This window comes from Martelella sp. AD-3, assembly GCF_001578105.1.
Taxonomy (GTDB): Bacteria; Pseudomonadota; Alphaproteobacteria; order Rhizobiales; family Rhizobiaceae; genus Martelella.
In genome coordinates, this window is record NZ_CP014275.1 from 1,987,217 (window position 1) to 2,001,362 (window position 14,146).

Consider the following 14,146-nt stretch of genomic DNA (forward strand, 5'->3'; position numbering starts at 1 on the left):
CTATAATAATAGCTGACGATATTTTATTCATTTGTTGAACCTTAGATTGCAGAGACGTGGACCATTTCTATCTGATTTCGACATTCTTAGTCGTGTTCGGGGCGATCATCATGTTCGCACTTGACAGATTTTCCATCGAGGCGATCTCGCTCACCGTGCTTGCGGCGCTGCTTCTGATTTATGGCATTTTTCCCTATGAAGGTCCGAGCGGAGAGACCCTGAGCCTCACCGAACTGCTCTCTGGCTTTTCCTCACCTGCGCTTGTCACAGTCTTGGCGCTCCTCATTGTGGGGAAAGGGTTGTTTGCTACCGACGCGATGGAGGGAATCACCCGCCATGTCGGGAGGCTGTGCGGCAGTCGCCCGCGCATGGGGGTTGCATTGCTCCTCGTCGTGGCCGGATCGATTTCGGCCTTCCTCAACAATACGCCTGTGGTTGTCATCTTTATCCCTGTGCTCACCTCGCTTGCCGCGACATTCCGCTTACCAGCCTATCAGATCTTCATGCCGTTATCATTCATTACCATCCTCGGCGGCATGACGACCGTGATCGGTTCCTCGACAAACATGATTGCCGCCGGCATAGCGGCCGAGAGTGGAGTTGAAATCGGGCTCTTCGATATCACTGGCATGGGGGTGATTCTGGCTATGATCGGATATGTCTATGTGCTGTTCTTTCTGCCGCGACTCTTAAGTGCGAGACAGACCGAACTGCGGACAAACAACGACGGCGATGGCGCACAGTTCATCGGCGAAATCGCCATCACGGCGGAAAGCCGGTTCGCCGGTCTGTTGCCGATCTCGGGATTTTTTCCTCAACTGAGGCCGTTCTCCCTGCACTCGATCGTTCGCCGATCCGACGGTGAGGACAAGGTGCTTTTGCCGCCGTTCAGCGAAGAACTGAGGCTCCAGCCGTACGATCTTCTGCAGATATCCGGCAATCGCAAGGCTTTCATGGACCTGATTGCCGGCGGAGAAGCTGTCACTTTCGGGGACCCAGAAGAAGAGACACATAACAATGCCGGCCGCCGCCAGGGACCGCATTACCATCTGGCAGAAGCCGTCATCGCGCCGGGATCACGGTTTGAAGGCAGGACGGTTCGATTTTGCGGCATCCAGCCACGATTTCATGTCACGATCGTGGGTATCCGGCGCAAAACCCGCATGGGACGCGGTCCTTTCGGGTTCTTGAGACTTGAGGCCGGCGACACGCTGCTTCTCGGGGGGGCGGAGGAAGACATCATGTCGATGCGCGGAAATCACGATATCCTTCTGCTCGAGCATTCGGCGCAGTCTGTGCCCCCCCGTAGTCGCGCCCTGATATCCTTCATCATCTTTGCAGCGGTCGTCGGTCTTTCGGCCCTTGATATTTCGCCGATTGCTGTCAATGCGGTCCTTGGCGCCCTGGCGATGATCGCGACCGGGTGCCTGACCTTGCAACAGGCGGCACGCGCCTTCGATCGGCAGATATTTCTTCTAATCGGCTCTTCGATCGCGATGGCTACAGCCCTGGAGGTTTCTGGAGGCGCATCATTGATCGCCCAGGCCGTTATAGCGCTGGCCGGCGGATCCTCTGCGGTGATCGCGATCACAATCCTTTTCGTCACGGTTGCGATCATGACCAACATTCTGTCCAACAATGCAGCAGCCGCGCTCTTCATACCGATCGCGATAAACATGGCCCATCAGATCAATGCCCCGCCGCTTGCCTTCGCCGCTGCCGTGATCTACGCGGCGAATTGCTCCTTCGCAACCCCGATCGGCTATCAGACAAATTTGATGGTCATGGGGCCGGGGCACTACAATTTCTCGGACTTCGTTCGAGGTGGCCTCCCGCTCGTCATCATTATCGCAATCGCATTTGCTCTCTTGGCGCCTCTTTACTTCGACCTCTAGCAATGAGAACGGCGGTGCAAAAGTCGGCCACGGAAGCGGCGGAATAATTTGGTCGCGGGCGGAGTAAAATCCGGCCACCTATTTTCCTTCTGCAGTGAGCGCAGGAGGGACAGAGGATTTACACCGTGGATCTTTATCTGAAGGTTCGTCTGGCCGTCTCGGAAGGGATGAGCCGACGTCAGGCAGCCAAACACTTCAACATATCGCGCGACAGCGTAGCGAAGATGCTGTCGTATTCGACGCCTCCTGGCTATCAGCGACAATCACCAGTCCGGCGGCCGAAGCTGGATGCGTTCGTTTCGACGATCGATCACTGGTTGGATGAAGACAGACACGTACCGCGCAAACAGCGCCATACGGCCAAGCGTGTGTTTGACCGGCTTCGTGATGAGTGCGGGTTCACCGGCGGCTATACGATTATCAAGGATTATATTCGCGAGCGGGAACAACGCCGTCAGGAAGTGTTCGTGCCGCTTTCTCATCCGCCCGGCCATGCGCAGGCTGATTTCGGCGAGGCGACGGTCGTGATCGGCGGTGTCGAGCAGAAAGCCCGGTTCTTTGTGCTCGATCTTCCGCATAGTGACAGCTGCTATGTGCGGGCTTATCCGGCGGCGGTGGCCGAGGCCTGGGTCGATGGCCACATCCATGCGTTCGCCTTCTTCGGGGCCGTGCCGCAGTCGATCGTCTATGACAATGACCGCTGCCTTGTGGCGAGGATCCTGCCTGATGGCACGCGCAAGCGGGCAACACTGTTCAGCGGGTTCCTGTCCCACTACCTGATCCGGGATCGCTATGGTCGCCCCGGCAAGGGCAATGACACGGATGAGATCGAATAGCCCCTTCGACAGAAATTGTGGTATTTTCTTCAGGCTCACGGGCGACCACGTGGTGAACGGCCGGGCATGAGGTTCAAGCCCTGCGGCGCAGCCAGATCATCGTCGCTCCTCATTTGTGGCGTCCGTGGGTTTTGAGCGAGCCCCTCGTCGTCGCCATCCGTCGGTCATTCGCCGATATGCGCCTTCGGCCTGCTGAGCGCGGTTGCGCTCCTCCCGGCGACGTTGCGTGATGTTGTAGTCGTAGCCGGCACCCTTCTGGCCGCGTCTCGGCGGATGTCCGGCGCGCAGTTCGAGGTCACGAAGTTTCTTGGCATGTAGCGAGGGGCGAACCCAGCTGTAGTCTTCACCTTTGGTCAGCAGGTGCCAGATGATCACTGCCAGCTTACGGGCAACCGCCACTGCGGCAATGTGATTGCCGCGTTTGCTCCGCACGCGCTCATAGAAGGCACGCAACGGCCCTGGACTTCGCACGGTCTGCCAGGCCGCTTCGACAAGTAGATGGCGGGCATTTGCGCGTCCGCGTTTGGTGATCCGACCATGATGGGCGGGGCCCTCACCAGATTGATGGACGCTTGGATTGAGACCGATATAGGCTACCAGCTTGTCGGGGTTGTCAAAACGTTCGATTTTGCCGATCGCCGCCATCACTCCGACAGCAACCACCATGTCGATGCCCGGGATCGTCATCAATCGTGTCACGTTCGGATCGGACAAGGCGGCGCGTGCAATGTCACGTTCCACTCCCTTGAGTGCATCGGACTGACGGTCGTATTCCTCGACGTGCCGTTCAATGGCCTCCCGCTCGTCGTCCGGTAGATACTGGGCCCGCAGCCAGATCCGCCCCTTGCCGCCGAAGAGATCGGCAAATGGGCAGGGTGGAATCAGGTTCGCGTGCAGGATCGACTGGACGATCGACTTTAGACGGGTCCGTTGCCGGACAAGTTGCGTGCGGCGCGTCACCTGACGTCGGCGAGCCAAGGTTGCCGCGTCCGGAATCCAGACCTCCGGCAGGAAGCCGGCGGCGTAGAGTTGCGCCAGGACGCGCGCGTCGATCGCGTCAGTCTTGATCTTCGCCTTGGCGATCAGATGGACCTGCAACGGATTTGCCACGGCCACCCTTGCCACACGCGGAGCGAGAATCTCCACAACTGCGGTCGCATTGCCGGTCGCTTCCACCACGACATGATCCGACGGCAGAAGTGTTCTGGCAAAGTCTTCCAGATGCTCCCGCGTCATGCCGATCCGGCCGAGTCGCTTGGTTTCTCCATCTTCAAGGGCCACCGCCTCGGCAAAGACGCGGTGGATATCCATGCCGATGATGCGCATATCTACCTCTTTTGCTATTTTGCTATGTCATCCCTCTTCTCAGGAGCTGGCGGGCTACACGGCAACTACGGATCCGCGCTCGCAGCGCATTCGGGTAAGCCGCAGGGGCGACCATATAAAGGCTCGGGCTCGCAGCCCATGTCTTTCGCTCGGCCTGCCCGCACTCGCGTGCTCCCGACGCCCCACATCCCGAATGGTCTCACCATAGCGCCTGCCACCGAAGTGCGGCAAAGATATCGAGGCGTCAGCGTGATCATGCCAGATAAGGGGAATGTCGAGGGCCTCGTGGGCTATGCCCGGCGTAACTTCATGGTCCCCATTCCGCAGTTTGCGACCTGGGACGCGTTCAACGCCTTTCTGGAAGAACAGTGCCGCAAGCGCCAGCGCGACAGGCTGCGCGGTGAGAGCGAGACGATCGGTGAACGGCTGCAGCGCGATCTGGCTGCCATGCAGCCCTTGCCAGCGTCGCCATTTGACGCCTGCGACCAAGTTAGCGCCAGGGTCACGGCCCAGTCTCTCGTTCGCTACAAAACCAACGACTATTCCGTGCCTGTCGCCTACGGTCATCAGGACGCCTGGGTCCGAGGCTATGTCGACAAGGTGGTGATTGGTTGCCGCGGCGAGATCATCGCCCGCCATCCCCGAAGCTGGGATCGGGAGGATGTCATCTTCGACCCTGTGCATTACCTGCCGCTGATCGAGCGGAAGATCAATGCGCTGGATCAGGCAGCCCCTTTGCAGGGCTGGGATCTGCCGGAGGAATTCGCGACACTGTGCCGTCTGATGGAAGGCCGCATGGCAAAGCATGGCCGGCGAGAATACGTGCAGGTTCTTCGTCTGCTGGAAAGCTTCGATATGGCTGACCTGCATGCGGCGATCAAGCAAGCCCTGCAACTCGGCGCGATTGGCTTCGACGCCGTCAAACATCTGATTCTTTGCCGGGTAGAGCGCCGGCCGCCGCGACTGGATCTGTCGATCTATCCCTACCTGCCGAGAGCAACCGTCGAGACGACATCGGCGAAGGCGTACATGGGCCTCTTGTCATCGGGGAAGGGAGAAGCGGCATGAGCACCGAAGCACCCGAGATTCTGCTTGCCCACGACCTCAAGACCCTGAAGCTGCCGACCTTCCAGCGGGAGTATCAGAAACTGGCCCGGCTTTGTGCCACCGAGGGCGTCGATCATATCGGATACCTCACCCGGCTTGCCGAGCGGGAAATGATCGAACGGGATCGCCGCAAGGTCGAGCGCCGCATCAAGGCAGCCAAATTCCCGGTCGTCAAAAGCCTCGACAGTTTCGACTTTGCCGCCATCCCGAAGCTCAATAAGATGCAGGTCTTGGAACTGGCCCGCTGCGAATGGATCGAGCGTCGCGAGAACGTCATCGCTCTCGGCCCCAGCGGAACTGGCAAGACGCACATCGCGCTCGCCCTTGGGTTGGCCGCCTGCCAGAAGGGCCTGTCCGTTGGCTTCACCACAGCCGCTGCCCTGGTCAGTGAGATGATGGAAGCCCGTGACGAGCGGCGTCTCTTACGTTTCCAGAAGCAGATGGCAGGATACAAGCTGCTGATCATCGACGAACTCGGCTTCGTGCCGTTGTCAAAGACCGGCGCGGAACTGCTGTTCGAGCTGATCTCGCAACGCTATGAGCGGGGCGCCACCCTGATCACCAGCAATCTGCCCTTTGACGAATGGACCGAAATTCTGGGATCCGAACGCCTGACCGGCGCTCTGCTTGACCGCGTCACGCACCATGTCAACATTCTCGAAATGAATGGCGACAGCTACCGCCTCGCCCAAAGCCGCGCCCGAAAGGCCGGCTGAAACCCTTCAGAAAATCGCAACGCCGGCATGAGCCCCCGCTCGGGCTACGCCCTCCCGCGGGCCTCATGCCGGCGCCCAAAGTGGCCGACTTTTGCTCCGCCCCGTGGCCGGTTTTTACACCGCCGTTGACATCCGTTCGGAGGCAGCGGCCCGCCGATGGTCGCCTACCGCTTCGAGGATAGTCGAGCCGGCGAATGCGTTGCCCGCCACCTGAATGGCTATCACGGCATTTTGCAGGTCGACGTGTGTGGACGCCCCGGTAAATGCAAGCGAAATCTTACTTCGGTATAGGCATGTGGTCGGGTTCTGACGTGTGTCCGGCCTCGGAAAGCGACTTCAACACGTCGCGGGCCCTTATGGAATACGTGGATCAGATCCAACTCGGTTAGGCGTGCTCTGGGCACTCATCGACCTAATGATTCTTCTGACCCTTTCTCTGACCGATTGCCCATAATCCTCCGTTAGACCTCACCACACTTCCGACGTCTCGCGGCCTCTGGGGGCTGCTTACGCAGCGCCAGGCGCCGGAGCACAGTAGACGCCGCCGCGAGCCATCAAAGCCCAAGCAGTCCGCGCCAATTTGTTCGCCAATGCAACGGCGATAAGCTTTGGCGGCTTCTTCGAAAGCATTCTTGCCAACCATGAACCCGCCGGTGCTCCGTATCGTCTTGCCCATCGGACAACTGCGGTTGCACCAAGGACAAGAAGACGGCGAAGATCGCGTTGGCCCATCTTTGAGACTTTGCCGAGGCGATCTTTGCCGCCAGAAGAGTTTTGTTTGGGGGTGAGCCCGATCCACGCCGCAAAATCGCGGCCCTTGGAAAATGTTCCGGCCGCCGGCGCCAGCGCCTCAAGAGCTGTGGCACAGATCGGGCCCACACCAGGAATGGTCATCAGTCGCGCAGCGACCTCATCTTGACGAGCACGTGCGCGCAGTTCCTTCTCCAGCACGGCAATCTGTTCCGAGAGATAGACCACCTGGTCCAGCAATCCGTTGCAGAGTACACTTGCCATCTCGGGTAAATCGGTTTGCGCCGCGATCTTCTCGCGCAGGAGCGGAATGTGCTTAATACCCTGAGGTACAATCAACCCATACTCCATAAGGTGCCCGCGCAATGCGTTAATTGTTTGCGTGCGTTGTCGCACCAACAGGTCGCGGACCTTGAAAGCCATGGAGGAAGCCTGCTTCTCGGCACTTTTGACGCTCACGAACCGCATTGTCGGCCGCGCGGCAGCCTCTGCAATAGCTTCAGCGTCGGCGGCATCGTTCTTTTGGCGTTTAACAAACGGCTTCACGTAGGCAGGATTAATCAGCCTGATCTCATGCCCTAGCTTTCCGATCTCTCGTCCCCAATAGTGGGCGCTGGCGCAGGCTTCCATTGCTACGACGCAGATGGGCAGGTCGGCGAAGAACGCGAGCAATCTACCGCGGTTCAACTTCTTGCGCAGAACAACGTTTCCGTTGGGCCCCGCGCCATGTATCTGGAACACGTTCTTCGCCAAATCTAGGCCGATGATGCTAATCTCATTCATGGACGTTCTCCTCGCAGGTTCTAAACACACCCGCATTCTCGCACAATTGATGCCGTCGGGGGGCGTCCACTCCACCGGTTATGCCGCCTACAACAAGCTCGCGAGAACTGACGGTGGCAATGATGGCGTCACATTGGCTGGTTGCTGGTCACACAGTCGGCGCAAGTTCTATGAACTACATGTCGGGAAAAGCTCCGAGGTAGCAACGGCGACGGTCGAACGGATGGCAAAGCTCTGGCAGGTCGAGGAGGCCGCTCGAGGTCAAAGTCCCGACACCCGCGTCGCGGTGCGTCAGCAAACCTCCGCCGTAATTGTCTCTGAGCTCTTCGATCTCTGGAACAAGACTCTGCCACGCATCCCCGGAAAATCGAAGCTCGCCGAGGCGATCCGCTATGCGACCACGCGCCGCGCCATCTTTGAGCGCTTCCTGAGCGATGGCCGCATCGAGCTCGACTCCAACATCGTTGAACGGGCAATCCGGCCCTAGGCCATAACGCGAAAGAACGCGCTGTTTGCCGGCAGCGACGGCGGCGGAAAGAGTTGGGCAACGATCGCTACGCTGCTGCAGACGGCAAAAATGAACAATGTCGATCCGAATGCCTGGCTTACCCAGACCCTCGAGCGCATCGCCAACGGTTGGCCTAGCAGTGAAATCGACGCGCTTATGCCGTGGAATTACGACGCCTGAACGGCCTCGGCTTGCCGCTTACGAAGCATGTTTGAACGGAGCGCTGGGAAGGGGGCGCAAAACTACCATATTTGCAGGCCCAAGCGGGCTTGCAAAGTCCCCGCCGGGACGGCGGTTGCAGTGACTTCGTTGATTAGGCTGAATACGGCAGCGCCGGATTCCGTTCCACATGTTGAAGCACTGGACCCGAAGATCATCATGAGGCTATGACCGCGAAAAGGACCATGACCCCGGCAAGGATGCAGCAGGCCATAGACAGCAACACGCAATTAAAGGGCCTAATCACACATTGATTTATGGCCTCAAGCAGCCTGCTTTCCCAGAGCCATTATCATTGCGAATTCGCCGGGCGTGATATGCCGCTGTCGGCAAGGGATGGCAGGGAGACTTCCGCTTCCAGCCCATAATGATTGGACCCCATATTATCCTCAATGCGATCAAGTCTCTCGATATAGGCCGGCGAGCGTACAAAGATATGATCGATCGGGAGGCCGAGCGCCGGAGCGTTGACAGGCCAAGTTCGCGGTTCATCCCAGTACGAGCGAAGGCCCGTCTGCATCAGGAAAGACTGAATATCCGGTGACAATAATGATGAATTGAAATCCCCTGCGACAATGATTGGACCCTCAATCTTCTTCAGCCGGGCTGCCGCACTTCTGAGTTCTTTACTTTGATGGACGTCGAAATAGGGTTTTGCAAGATGCATCGCCACAATCGTCAAAGGGGTACCATTGACGCTTATAGCCGCCTGGAAAAATCGATTATGGTAAAGCCTGCCCATGCTTCCGAACTGTGCTCTATCGAGCGGAAATTTAGACATAACCATCATGTCGCAGGCGGAGACAAGCACGCCACATCCGGCCCTATAGGGATAAACCTTGGAAAGGGCGGAGAGTTCGTCGGCAAGCGGCCTGGATTCGAGAGTATAGATGATATCTGCGTCCGCCTCTTCGAGCCAACGGGCAATCTCTGCGCCGTTTCGATTGGTACGCAGAATATTGAACTCGATCACTTTGAGCCTCCGCCTGTCCTGCTCCGCCATAATTGTTGATTGAGATGTTCTCTCGTTCAGGTGCCAGACCCACAGGCACATCATCACCGACGCCGCCAGAGGCAAAGCCAGCCACGCGGACCTGGCGAGAAAAAGGAGGGAGAGCGAGAATAACAGCGCAGCTGCCGCGAGATGAGCTCGTATGCCGCCCAAAAAAGCTGCAGGCCAATTATCCGCTAACGAGGGAAGCAAACCCAGAAGAAGGGCTAAAATCGCGCACACTCCGATCAAGGTCGAAAGCAAAGTCATAATCATTCCCGGAAAGGGCCTGCGCCATGTCTCGCTGTCCGCTTTGCTGCAATGAAAAACGGGTGTCTGCTTAGGCGTTCGAAAAAAATATTCAAAAATGGTATTCAACTATCGCATTGAAAATATGGCATCGACTTGAGTTGGTAAAGTTACAAAGCACCATATCATGCCGTTGGCCTGCCCTATTCAGAAAAACGCATGAAGCAAAGCTAAGTGGAAGAAATGAGGTTGAGGTGGCTCGGTTTGTTTGAACAGTGGAATGCGTGTTCTTAAGTGGTTTCCGGCCTCGTGTATGCTGCCTTTGATATCGCGGGCAGCGCGTTGAAGTAAGCCTGATCGGGTGTCTCTCGGTCCAGCGATGAATGCGGACGGCGGCTGTTGTAGAACGTCAGATATCGCCCGATCCCGGCTCGGGCTTCTGCGACCGTCTTGTAGGCGTGACGATAAACCTCTTCATATTTGATCGATCGCCACAGCCGCTCGACGAAGACGTTGTCGCATGATGGCGCTCATCTCAGAAATGTCGTGCGCAAGGACAAAACGGCGGTCCGCCAGCGCTTATATTTCGAAGAAGAACGAAGCCTTTATTACCGGCAACGGCCTGAAATCTGATATCCATCAGTGCAAACTAAAAGTCAGACCCACGCCGGAAGCGATGTCGCGGGCAAATGGGCGACGATCAAAGCTCAGGTCCGCCTTCGAGCATGTGTTCGCCAGGCAGAAGGACAAAATGAGGCTCTTCATCCAAACCATCGGCGTCCACAGGGCGAAGGTGAAGATCGGCATGGCCAATATCGTCAACAACATGCTTCGCTACGCCTTCCATGAAGGGAAATGCGCGAACGCCTGACGACAAAGCCCGGAAAACGGGCCGAGACGCAGAAATCCACGACACCGAAATGCACGAAAAAATGCCCCGCCCTCGTAAACTCCGCCTGCCAAAGCCTCGGAGCAGGGTAGATCGAGGTGTCCAATTGGCACAGCGATGGCTGTTATGTGGCAAATGATTGCACCAAAGGGCTTCGATTATAGTGGCTGCATTCTGCTTATCCGTTCATGGGGCACGCTTCTGCTAAGCCCTTGAAAAGGCTAAGCTCGACATTCGCCCTTGTGGTCCAGTCCTGCGACTGAAAAAACTGACGAAATCGTCCCTGTACGTCTCGTCTCGACCGCACCATTCTCAGAATAAAGTACAACCACATCAGTTGGTCATGTGCAGACGTGTACCACGTCAGGACCATGCCTGGGGCGCTTTGCTTCTTTGCATAGCGTTGACGGCGCGTTTCCGGCGTTCGACGCGGCGGGTGTAGACCTCGCTTGTCTTTGCCTCGGAATGGCCGAGGATAGCCATCATCTCATACTGGCCGCAGCCCGGTCCGGCGGGGCCCTTTCTGACGCCTTGAGCCGAGAGATGCGCCGGACCGGCCTCGACGCACCGCTGCCGAGATCCCTGCCGGCGAAACGGACGCGGTGATCGGTGGGCGGCAGATAGCGCTTTCGAATCTGCCGGTCTGCTCCGCCGCTGCGGGAGCGCCTTCCGGAAATTCTCCCGGCTGAAAGCGAAGCGCGGCGCGCCCAGCAATTCTGCCGTCTTGATGGGCGGATGTCCCCGCGAGTTGTCGATGCCTTCCTGCCCAAAACTGAGGAAGGAAGGCGCGCATGCGCAAATCGAATTTCAGCGACGATTGGAAGCAGACAATCGGCAACGCGCGGAATGCGAAAGGTTTTCTTCTCCGGAAGGGACTTACGAATGATGCTCTGCTGTCCCGTGTGGCCGGTTGCTTGTCCGGAACTCCCGCGGCCCGTAGCCGGTTACCTTTCTGAAAGCGCGCGCGAAATTGGCGGGGGAGGAATATCCCATCTCAGCCGAAACCGAGGTGATCGTTCCGTTGGTATGCCGAAGCAGTTCGATCGCCCTCTGGATCCTGATCGCATTCGCCATGCTGCGAAAATCGGTACCGGTTCGGTTCAGTTCGCGTTGCAGTGTCCGGATGCTGATGTCCATCGCGCGCGCCGTGCTCTCCAACGAGATGCTGCCGGCGCGGACCTGCGTGCGAATCTGTTCGACAACCACGTTGAGCATGTCGCGCGGTGCGCCGCCCCGTCTTGCTCTCATGACATCCTCGATGGTGACAATCGATCTTGCATCGCGGCGCGGGTTTGCTGCGAGATGATGGCGCTCGATCACAACCGTCACCACCGGCGCGCCAAAGACGACAGGGCACTGGAACACCGTTTCGAGCGCTGCTGTCTGGCGGGGCTTGGCGATGTCGAGTTCCACCCGCAACGGGGTCCAGTAGGCGGGCAGATAAGCTCTCATCACGCTGAGAAGCACGCCGGCCGCCGCAACCGCGATCGCGTCGTAGCCCTCACAGCCGGCAAGGGCGAATGCATAGCTGTATCGCACTTCGTTGCCGACGATAGCGACCGACATCCCATCGCCCGTACTGTGATAGGGCAGTGCGGAGATCGCCCGCTCGATGGCAAGGCCCAGCGTTTCCGCGCCAAGCAGGTAGCGACCATAGCTGCCGTAATTGGCGGCATTCATCGCGGGCACCATCAGGATGCCGATATTGGGTTCGCCCGCCGCTCTTGCCGCGGCGTTCAGAAACGAGACCACCGCCGCATGCGGAATGAAACAGTTCTGATCTTCAAGAAGTTCGAGATCGAAGCCCGCGGCGCGATTGGCCCGCCGCAACGCCCGCTCTCCCAGCTCCTGACGGACAAAGTAGGGTACGCCATGCAGTATGCGGCTGGAAATGACGGGTATTTCAGTCATATCTGCAAATCCTACGTCGGAGCCGGGTTTGGCGCAAAATGAGTGGTTGCGAATTTCTTTCGTTGCTACGCATTGTCTTGTGGATGTCCAGGAGAAGCGAAGTCTCCTTCAGGGGCATGCGCACAGATATGACCTTAGTCGCGTAAGCCATAGGCCATCGACACGTGAATATCAGGCGAGCCGATCAGTCGTCGCCCGTCATGTTTTAATGGTCGTGCCTTTCACGCAAATGACAGATCTGGATACAGTTGAGATTCTTCTCCCTCAAGTAAAGGGAGAATATTTCGTCTTGCCTGTATCCCCAAGCATTTTCAGCCGCCATCGCCCGTCCTGATGGGCCGGCAGCCATGCGCGGTGGCGAGGCTTGTGGAGCGCGTTCTCTAAAAAGTGGATGCCGGGTCTCGATCCGGGAGTGCAGCAAAACAAAGAGAAAGAGCATCGCCGGTGGTCCAATTCTTCACCGTAAATGCTCCATGGAAGGATTGAGCTATGATGATGCAAACTGGCAGGCTTGCCGGCAAGGTGATGCTGGGTCTGGCGGGGTCTCTCGTCGCATTTTCTGTGCAGACGGCCAATGCAGAAGACTGGCCAAGCATTGTCGAGGCGAAACAGATCGCCGAGGAGGGCTACGTCTACGGGCTGCCGATCGTGATGAATTACGCGATCATGTACGACTATGCGGTCGATCGCGACTCAGATCAGTTCAAGGCCCCCTTCAACGAGATCAAGAACGAGGCGCGGGTCTACACCTACAAGGACACGACGATCATCAGTCCGAACAGCGATACGCCCTACTCGGTTGCGTCTCTCGATCTGCGGGCGGAACCGGTCGTGCTGTCGGTCCCGGCGGTCGACAAGCGCTACTACTCGGTGCAGCTGGTCGATGGCAATACCTATAATTTCGGCTACATCGGCAGCCGCGCGACAGGCAGCGACGCCGGCGACTACATGATCGCCGGGCCGGACTGGAGCGGCAAGACGCCGGAGGGCATCAAGAAGGTGTTCCGCGCGTCCACGCAGTTTTCGCTGGCTATCTATCGCACGCAGCTCTTCGGCCCCGATGACATGCCCAATGTCGAAAAGGTCCAGGCCGGCTACAAGGTGCAGACGCTTTCCGCCTACGCCGGCGAACCCGCCCCGGCGGCTGCCCCGGCCGCCGATTTCCCGAAGGTCGACAAGGACCTCGTCAAGACCAATTTCTTCGAGTATCTGGACTTCGCCCTTCAGTTCGCCCCTGCGTCTTCCGCCGAAACCGAGATCCGCGCCAAGCTTGCCAAGATCGGCGTCGGCCCGGGCAAGTCGTTCCAGTTCAAGGACATGCCGCTTGAGCACCGGCTCGAAGTCGCGCTCGGCATGCGTGACGGTGACGAGAAGGTGAAGGCGTACCTCGCCGACAAGCTGTACAAGGCGAATGGGTGGTCGATAAGCGATCTTTGGGGCGATGCCGCGTTCGTCGACGGCGACTGGATCAAACGCGCGGCGGGCGCGTCCGCCGGCATCTATGGCAATGATGCCGCCGAAGCGGTCTACATCCTGGGCAGGAACCTCGCCAATGGCGACCTGCTCGATGGCAGCAAGCAAAGCTACACGCTGACGTTTCCGGCAGGAGAACTGCCGCCGGTCGAGGCGTTCTGGTCGATCACCATGTACGACGGCAAGACGCAGTTGCTGATCGAGAATCCGATCAGCCGTTACCTGATCAATTCGCCGATGCTGCCGGAACTGAAGAAGAATGCGGACGGTTCGCTGACGCTCTACATTCAGAAGGACACCCCTGGCGCGGAGAAGGAATCGAACTGGCTTCCGGCGCCGGACGGGCCGATCTATCTGGCGATGCGCATGTATTGGCCGAAGACCGGAAAACCCTCCGTCTTGCCGGTCGGGCAGGGTACCTGGCAGCCTCCGGCCCTCGAAACGGCGAAATAGGCAGACGACCTCGCGCCGCTCATGTGGCGGCGCGACAGCC

At 58.3% G+C, this 14,146-nt stretch carries 8 protein-coding genes and 5 pseudogenes; 8 read left to right on the top strand and 5 right to left on the bottom strand.

What is annotated here, in order from left to right; all coding sequences use genetic code 11:
- Window positions 1–56 precede the first annotated feature (56 nt).
- Entirely contained in the window at window positions 57–1,895 is a 1,839-nt protein-coding gene (locus AZF01_RS09240; RefSeq protein WP_024709434.1) for an SLC13 family permease, read from the top strand.
- A 125-nt stretch (window positions 1,896–2,020) separates the two neighbouring features.
- Window positions 2,021–2,728: pseudogene (istA, locus tag AZF01_RS09245) on the top strand (IS21 family transposase); the annotation flags it as partial.
- 99 nt (window positions 2,729–2,827) lie between these two features.
- Here the strand turns inward: istA and AZF01_RS09250 are convergent.
- The gene (locus tag AZF01_RS09250) at window positions 2,828–4,057 is read right to left on the bottom strand and encodes an IS110 family transposase (protein ID WP_024709436.1); all 1,230 of its coding nucleotides are present in this window, start codon (window positions 4,055–4,057) and stop codon (window positions 2,828–2,830) included.
- A 261-nt stretch (window positions 4,058–4,318) separates the two neighbouring features.
- Here AZF01_RS09250 and AZF01_RS09255 point away from each other — a divergent pair.
- The 3 genes and pseudogenes from AZF01_RS09255 to AZF01_RS23945 all read left to right on the top strand — a co-directional run.
- Window positions 4,319–5,125, top strand: a pseudogene (locus AZF01_RS09255) (IS21 family transposase); the annotation flags it as partial.
- Window positions 5,122–5,880: an IS21-like element helper ATPase IstB gene (istB, locus tag AZF01_RS09260; RefSeq protein ID WP_024709438.1), complete on the top strand. Its 759-nt coding sequence runs from the start codon at window positions 5,122–5,124 to the stop codon at window positions 5,878–5,880. The pseudogene AZF01_RS09255 and the gene istB, both read left to right, overlap by 4 nt.
- A 135-nt stretch (window positions 5,881–6,015) precedes the next feature.
- Window positions 6,016–6,123 (top strand): annotated as a pseudogene (locus AZF01_RS23945) (transposase); the annotation flags it as partial.
- A gap of 264 nt (window positions 6,124–6,387) precedes the next feature.
- Here AZF01_RS23945 and AZF01_RS09265 read toward each other — a convergent pair.
- The gene (locus AZF01_RS09265; protein WP_024709439.1) at window positions 6,388–7,413 is read right to left on the bottom strand and encodes an IS110 family transposase; all 1,026 of its coding nucleotides are present in this window, start codon (window positions 7,411–7,413) and stop codon (window positions 6,388–6,390) included.
- A gap of 76 nt (window positions 7,414–7,489) precedes the next feature.
- Between AZF01_RS09265 and AZF01_RS09270 the strand changes: the two are divergent.
- Window positions 7,490–8,101 (top strand): annotated as a pseudogene (locus AZF01_RS09270) (IS66 family transposase); the annotation flags it as partial.
- A 331-nt stretch (window positions 8,102–8,432) separates the two neighbouring features.
- Here AZF01_RS09270 and AZF01_RS09275 read toward each other — a convergent pair.
- Together AZF01_RS09275 and AZF01_RS23500 are read right to left on the bottom strand one after the other, a co-directional pair.
- Complete coding sequence (locus AZF01_RS09275) at window positions 8,433–9,401, bottom strand: endonuclease/exonuclease/phosphatase family protein (RefSeq protein ID WP_161633054.1); 969 nt, start codon at window positions 9,399–9,401, stop codon at window positions 8,433–8,435.
- A gap of 269 nt (window positions 9,402–9,670) precedes the next feature.
- Window positions 9,671–9,898, bottom strand: a pseudogene (locus AZF01_RS23500) (integrase core domain-containing protein); the annotation flags it as partial.
- Between the two features lie 2 nt (window positions 9,899–9,900).
- Between AZF01_RS23500 and AZF01_RS09280 the strand changes: the two are divergent.
- The gene (locus tag AZF01_RS09280) at window positions 9,901–10,251 is read left to right on the top strand and encodes a hypothetical protein (protein WP_024709442.1); all 351 of its coding nucleotides are present in this window, start codon (window positions 9,901–9,903) and stop codon (window positions 10,249–10,251) included.
- An 894-nt stretch (window positions 10,252–11,145) separates the two neighbouring features.
- Here AZF01_RS09280 and AZF01_RS09290 read toward each other — a convergent pair.
- Window positions 11,146–12,180 carry an AraC family transcriptional regulator gene (locus tag AZF01_RS09290; protein ID WP_024709444.1) on the bottom strand — a complete coding sequence of 345 codons (1,035 nt, stop codon included), beginning with the start codon at window positions 12,178–12,180 and terminating at the stop codon, window positions 11,146–11,148.
- Between the two features lie 525 nt (window positions 12,181–12,705).
- On the opposite strand from AZF01_RS09290, the gene AZF01_RS09295 reads away from it, so the two are divergent.
- The gene (locus AZF01_RS09295) at window positions 12,706–14,106 is read left to right on the top strand and encodes a DUF1254 domain-containing protein (RefSeq protein ID WP_244435598.1); all 1,401 of its coding nucleotides are present in this window, start codon (window positions 12,706–12,708) and stop codon (window positions 14,104–14,106) included.
- The last annotated feature ends 40 nt before the right edge of the window (window positions 14,107–14,146 follow it).

Excerpts from the sequence above, each read along its gene's own strand:
- AZF01_RS09265 (WP_024709439.1), bottom strand. The coding sequence starts at position 7,413 with ATGAATGAGATTAGCATCATCGGCCTAGATTTGGCGAAGAACGTGTTC.
- AZF01_RS09275 (WP_161633054.1), bottom strand. The coding sequence starts at position 9,401 with ATGACTTTGCTTTCGACCTTGATCGGAGTGTGCGCGATTTTAGCCCTT.
- AZF01_RS09295 (WP_244435598.1), top strand. The coding sequence starts at position 12,706 with ATGCTGGGTCTGGCGGGGTCTCTCGTCGCATTTTCTGTGCAGACGGCC.
- istB (WP_024709438.1), top strand. The coding sequence starts at position 5,122 with ATGAGCACCGAAGCACCCGAGATTCTGCTTGCCCACGACCTCAAGACC.
- AZF01_RS09250 (WP_024709436.1), bottom strand. The coding sequence starts at position 4,057 with ATGCGCATCATCGGCATGGATATCCACCGCGTCTTTGCCGAGGCGGTG.
- AZF01_RS09290 (WP_024709444.1), bottom strand. The coding sequence starts at position 12,180 with ATGACTGAAATACCCGTCATTTCCAGCCGCATACTGCATGGCGTACCC.
- AZF01_RS09280 (WP_024709442.1), top strand. The coding sequence starts at position 9,901 with ATGATGGCGCTCATCTCAGAAATGTCGTGCGCAAGGACAAAACGGCGG.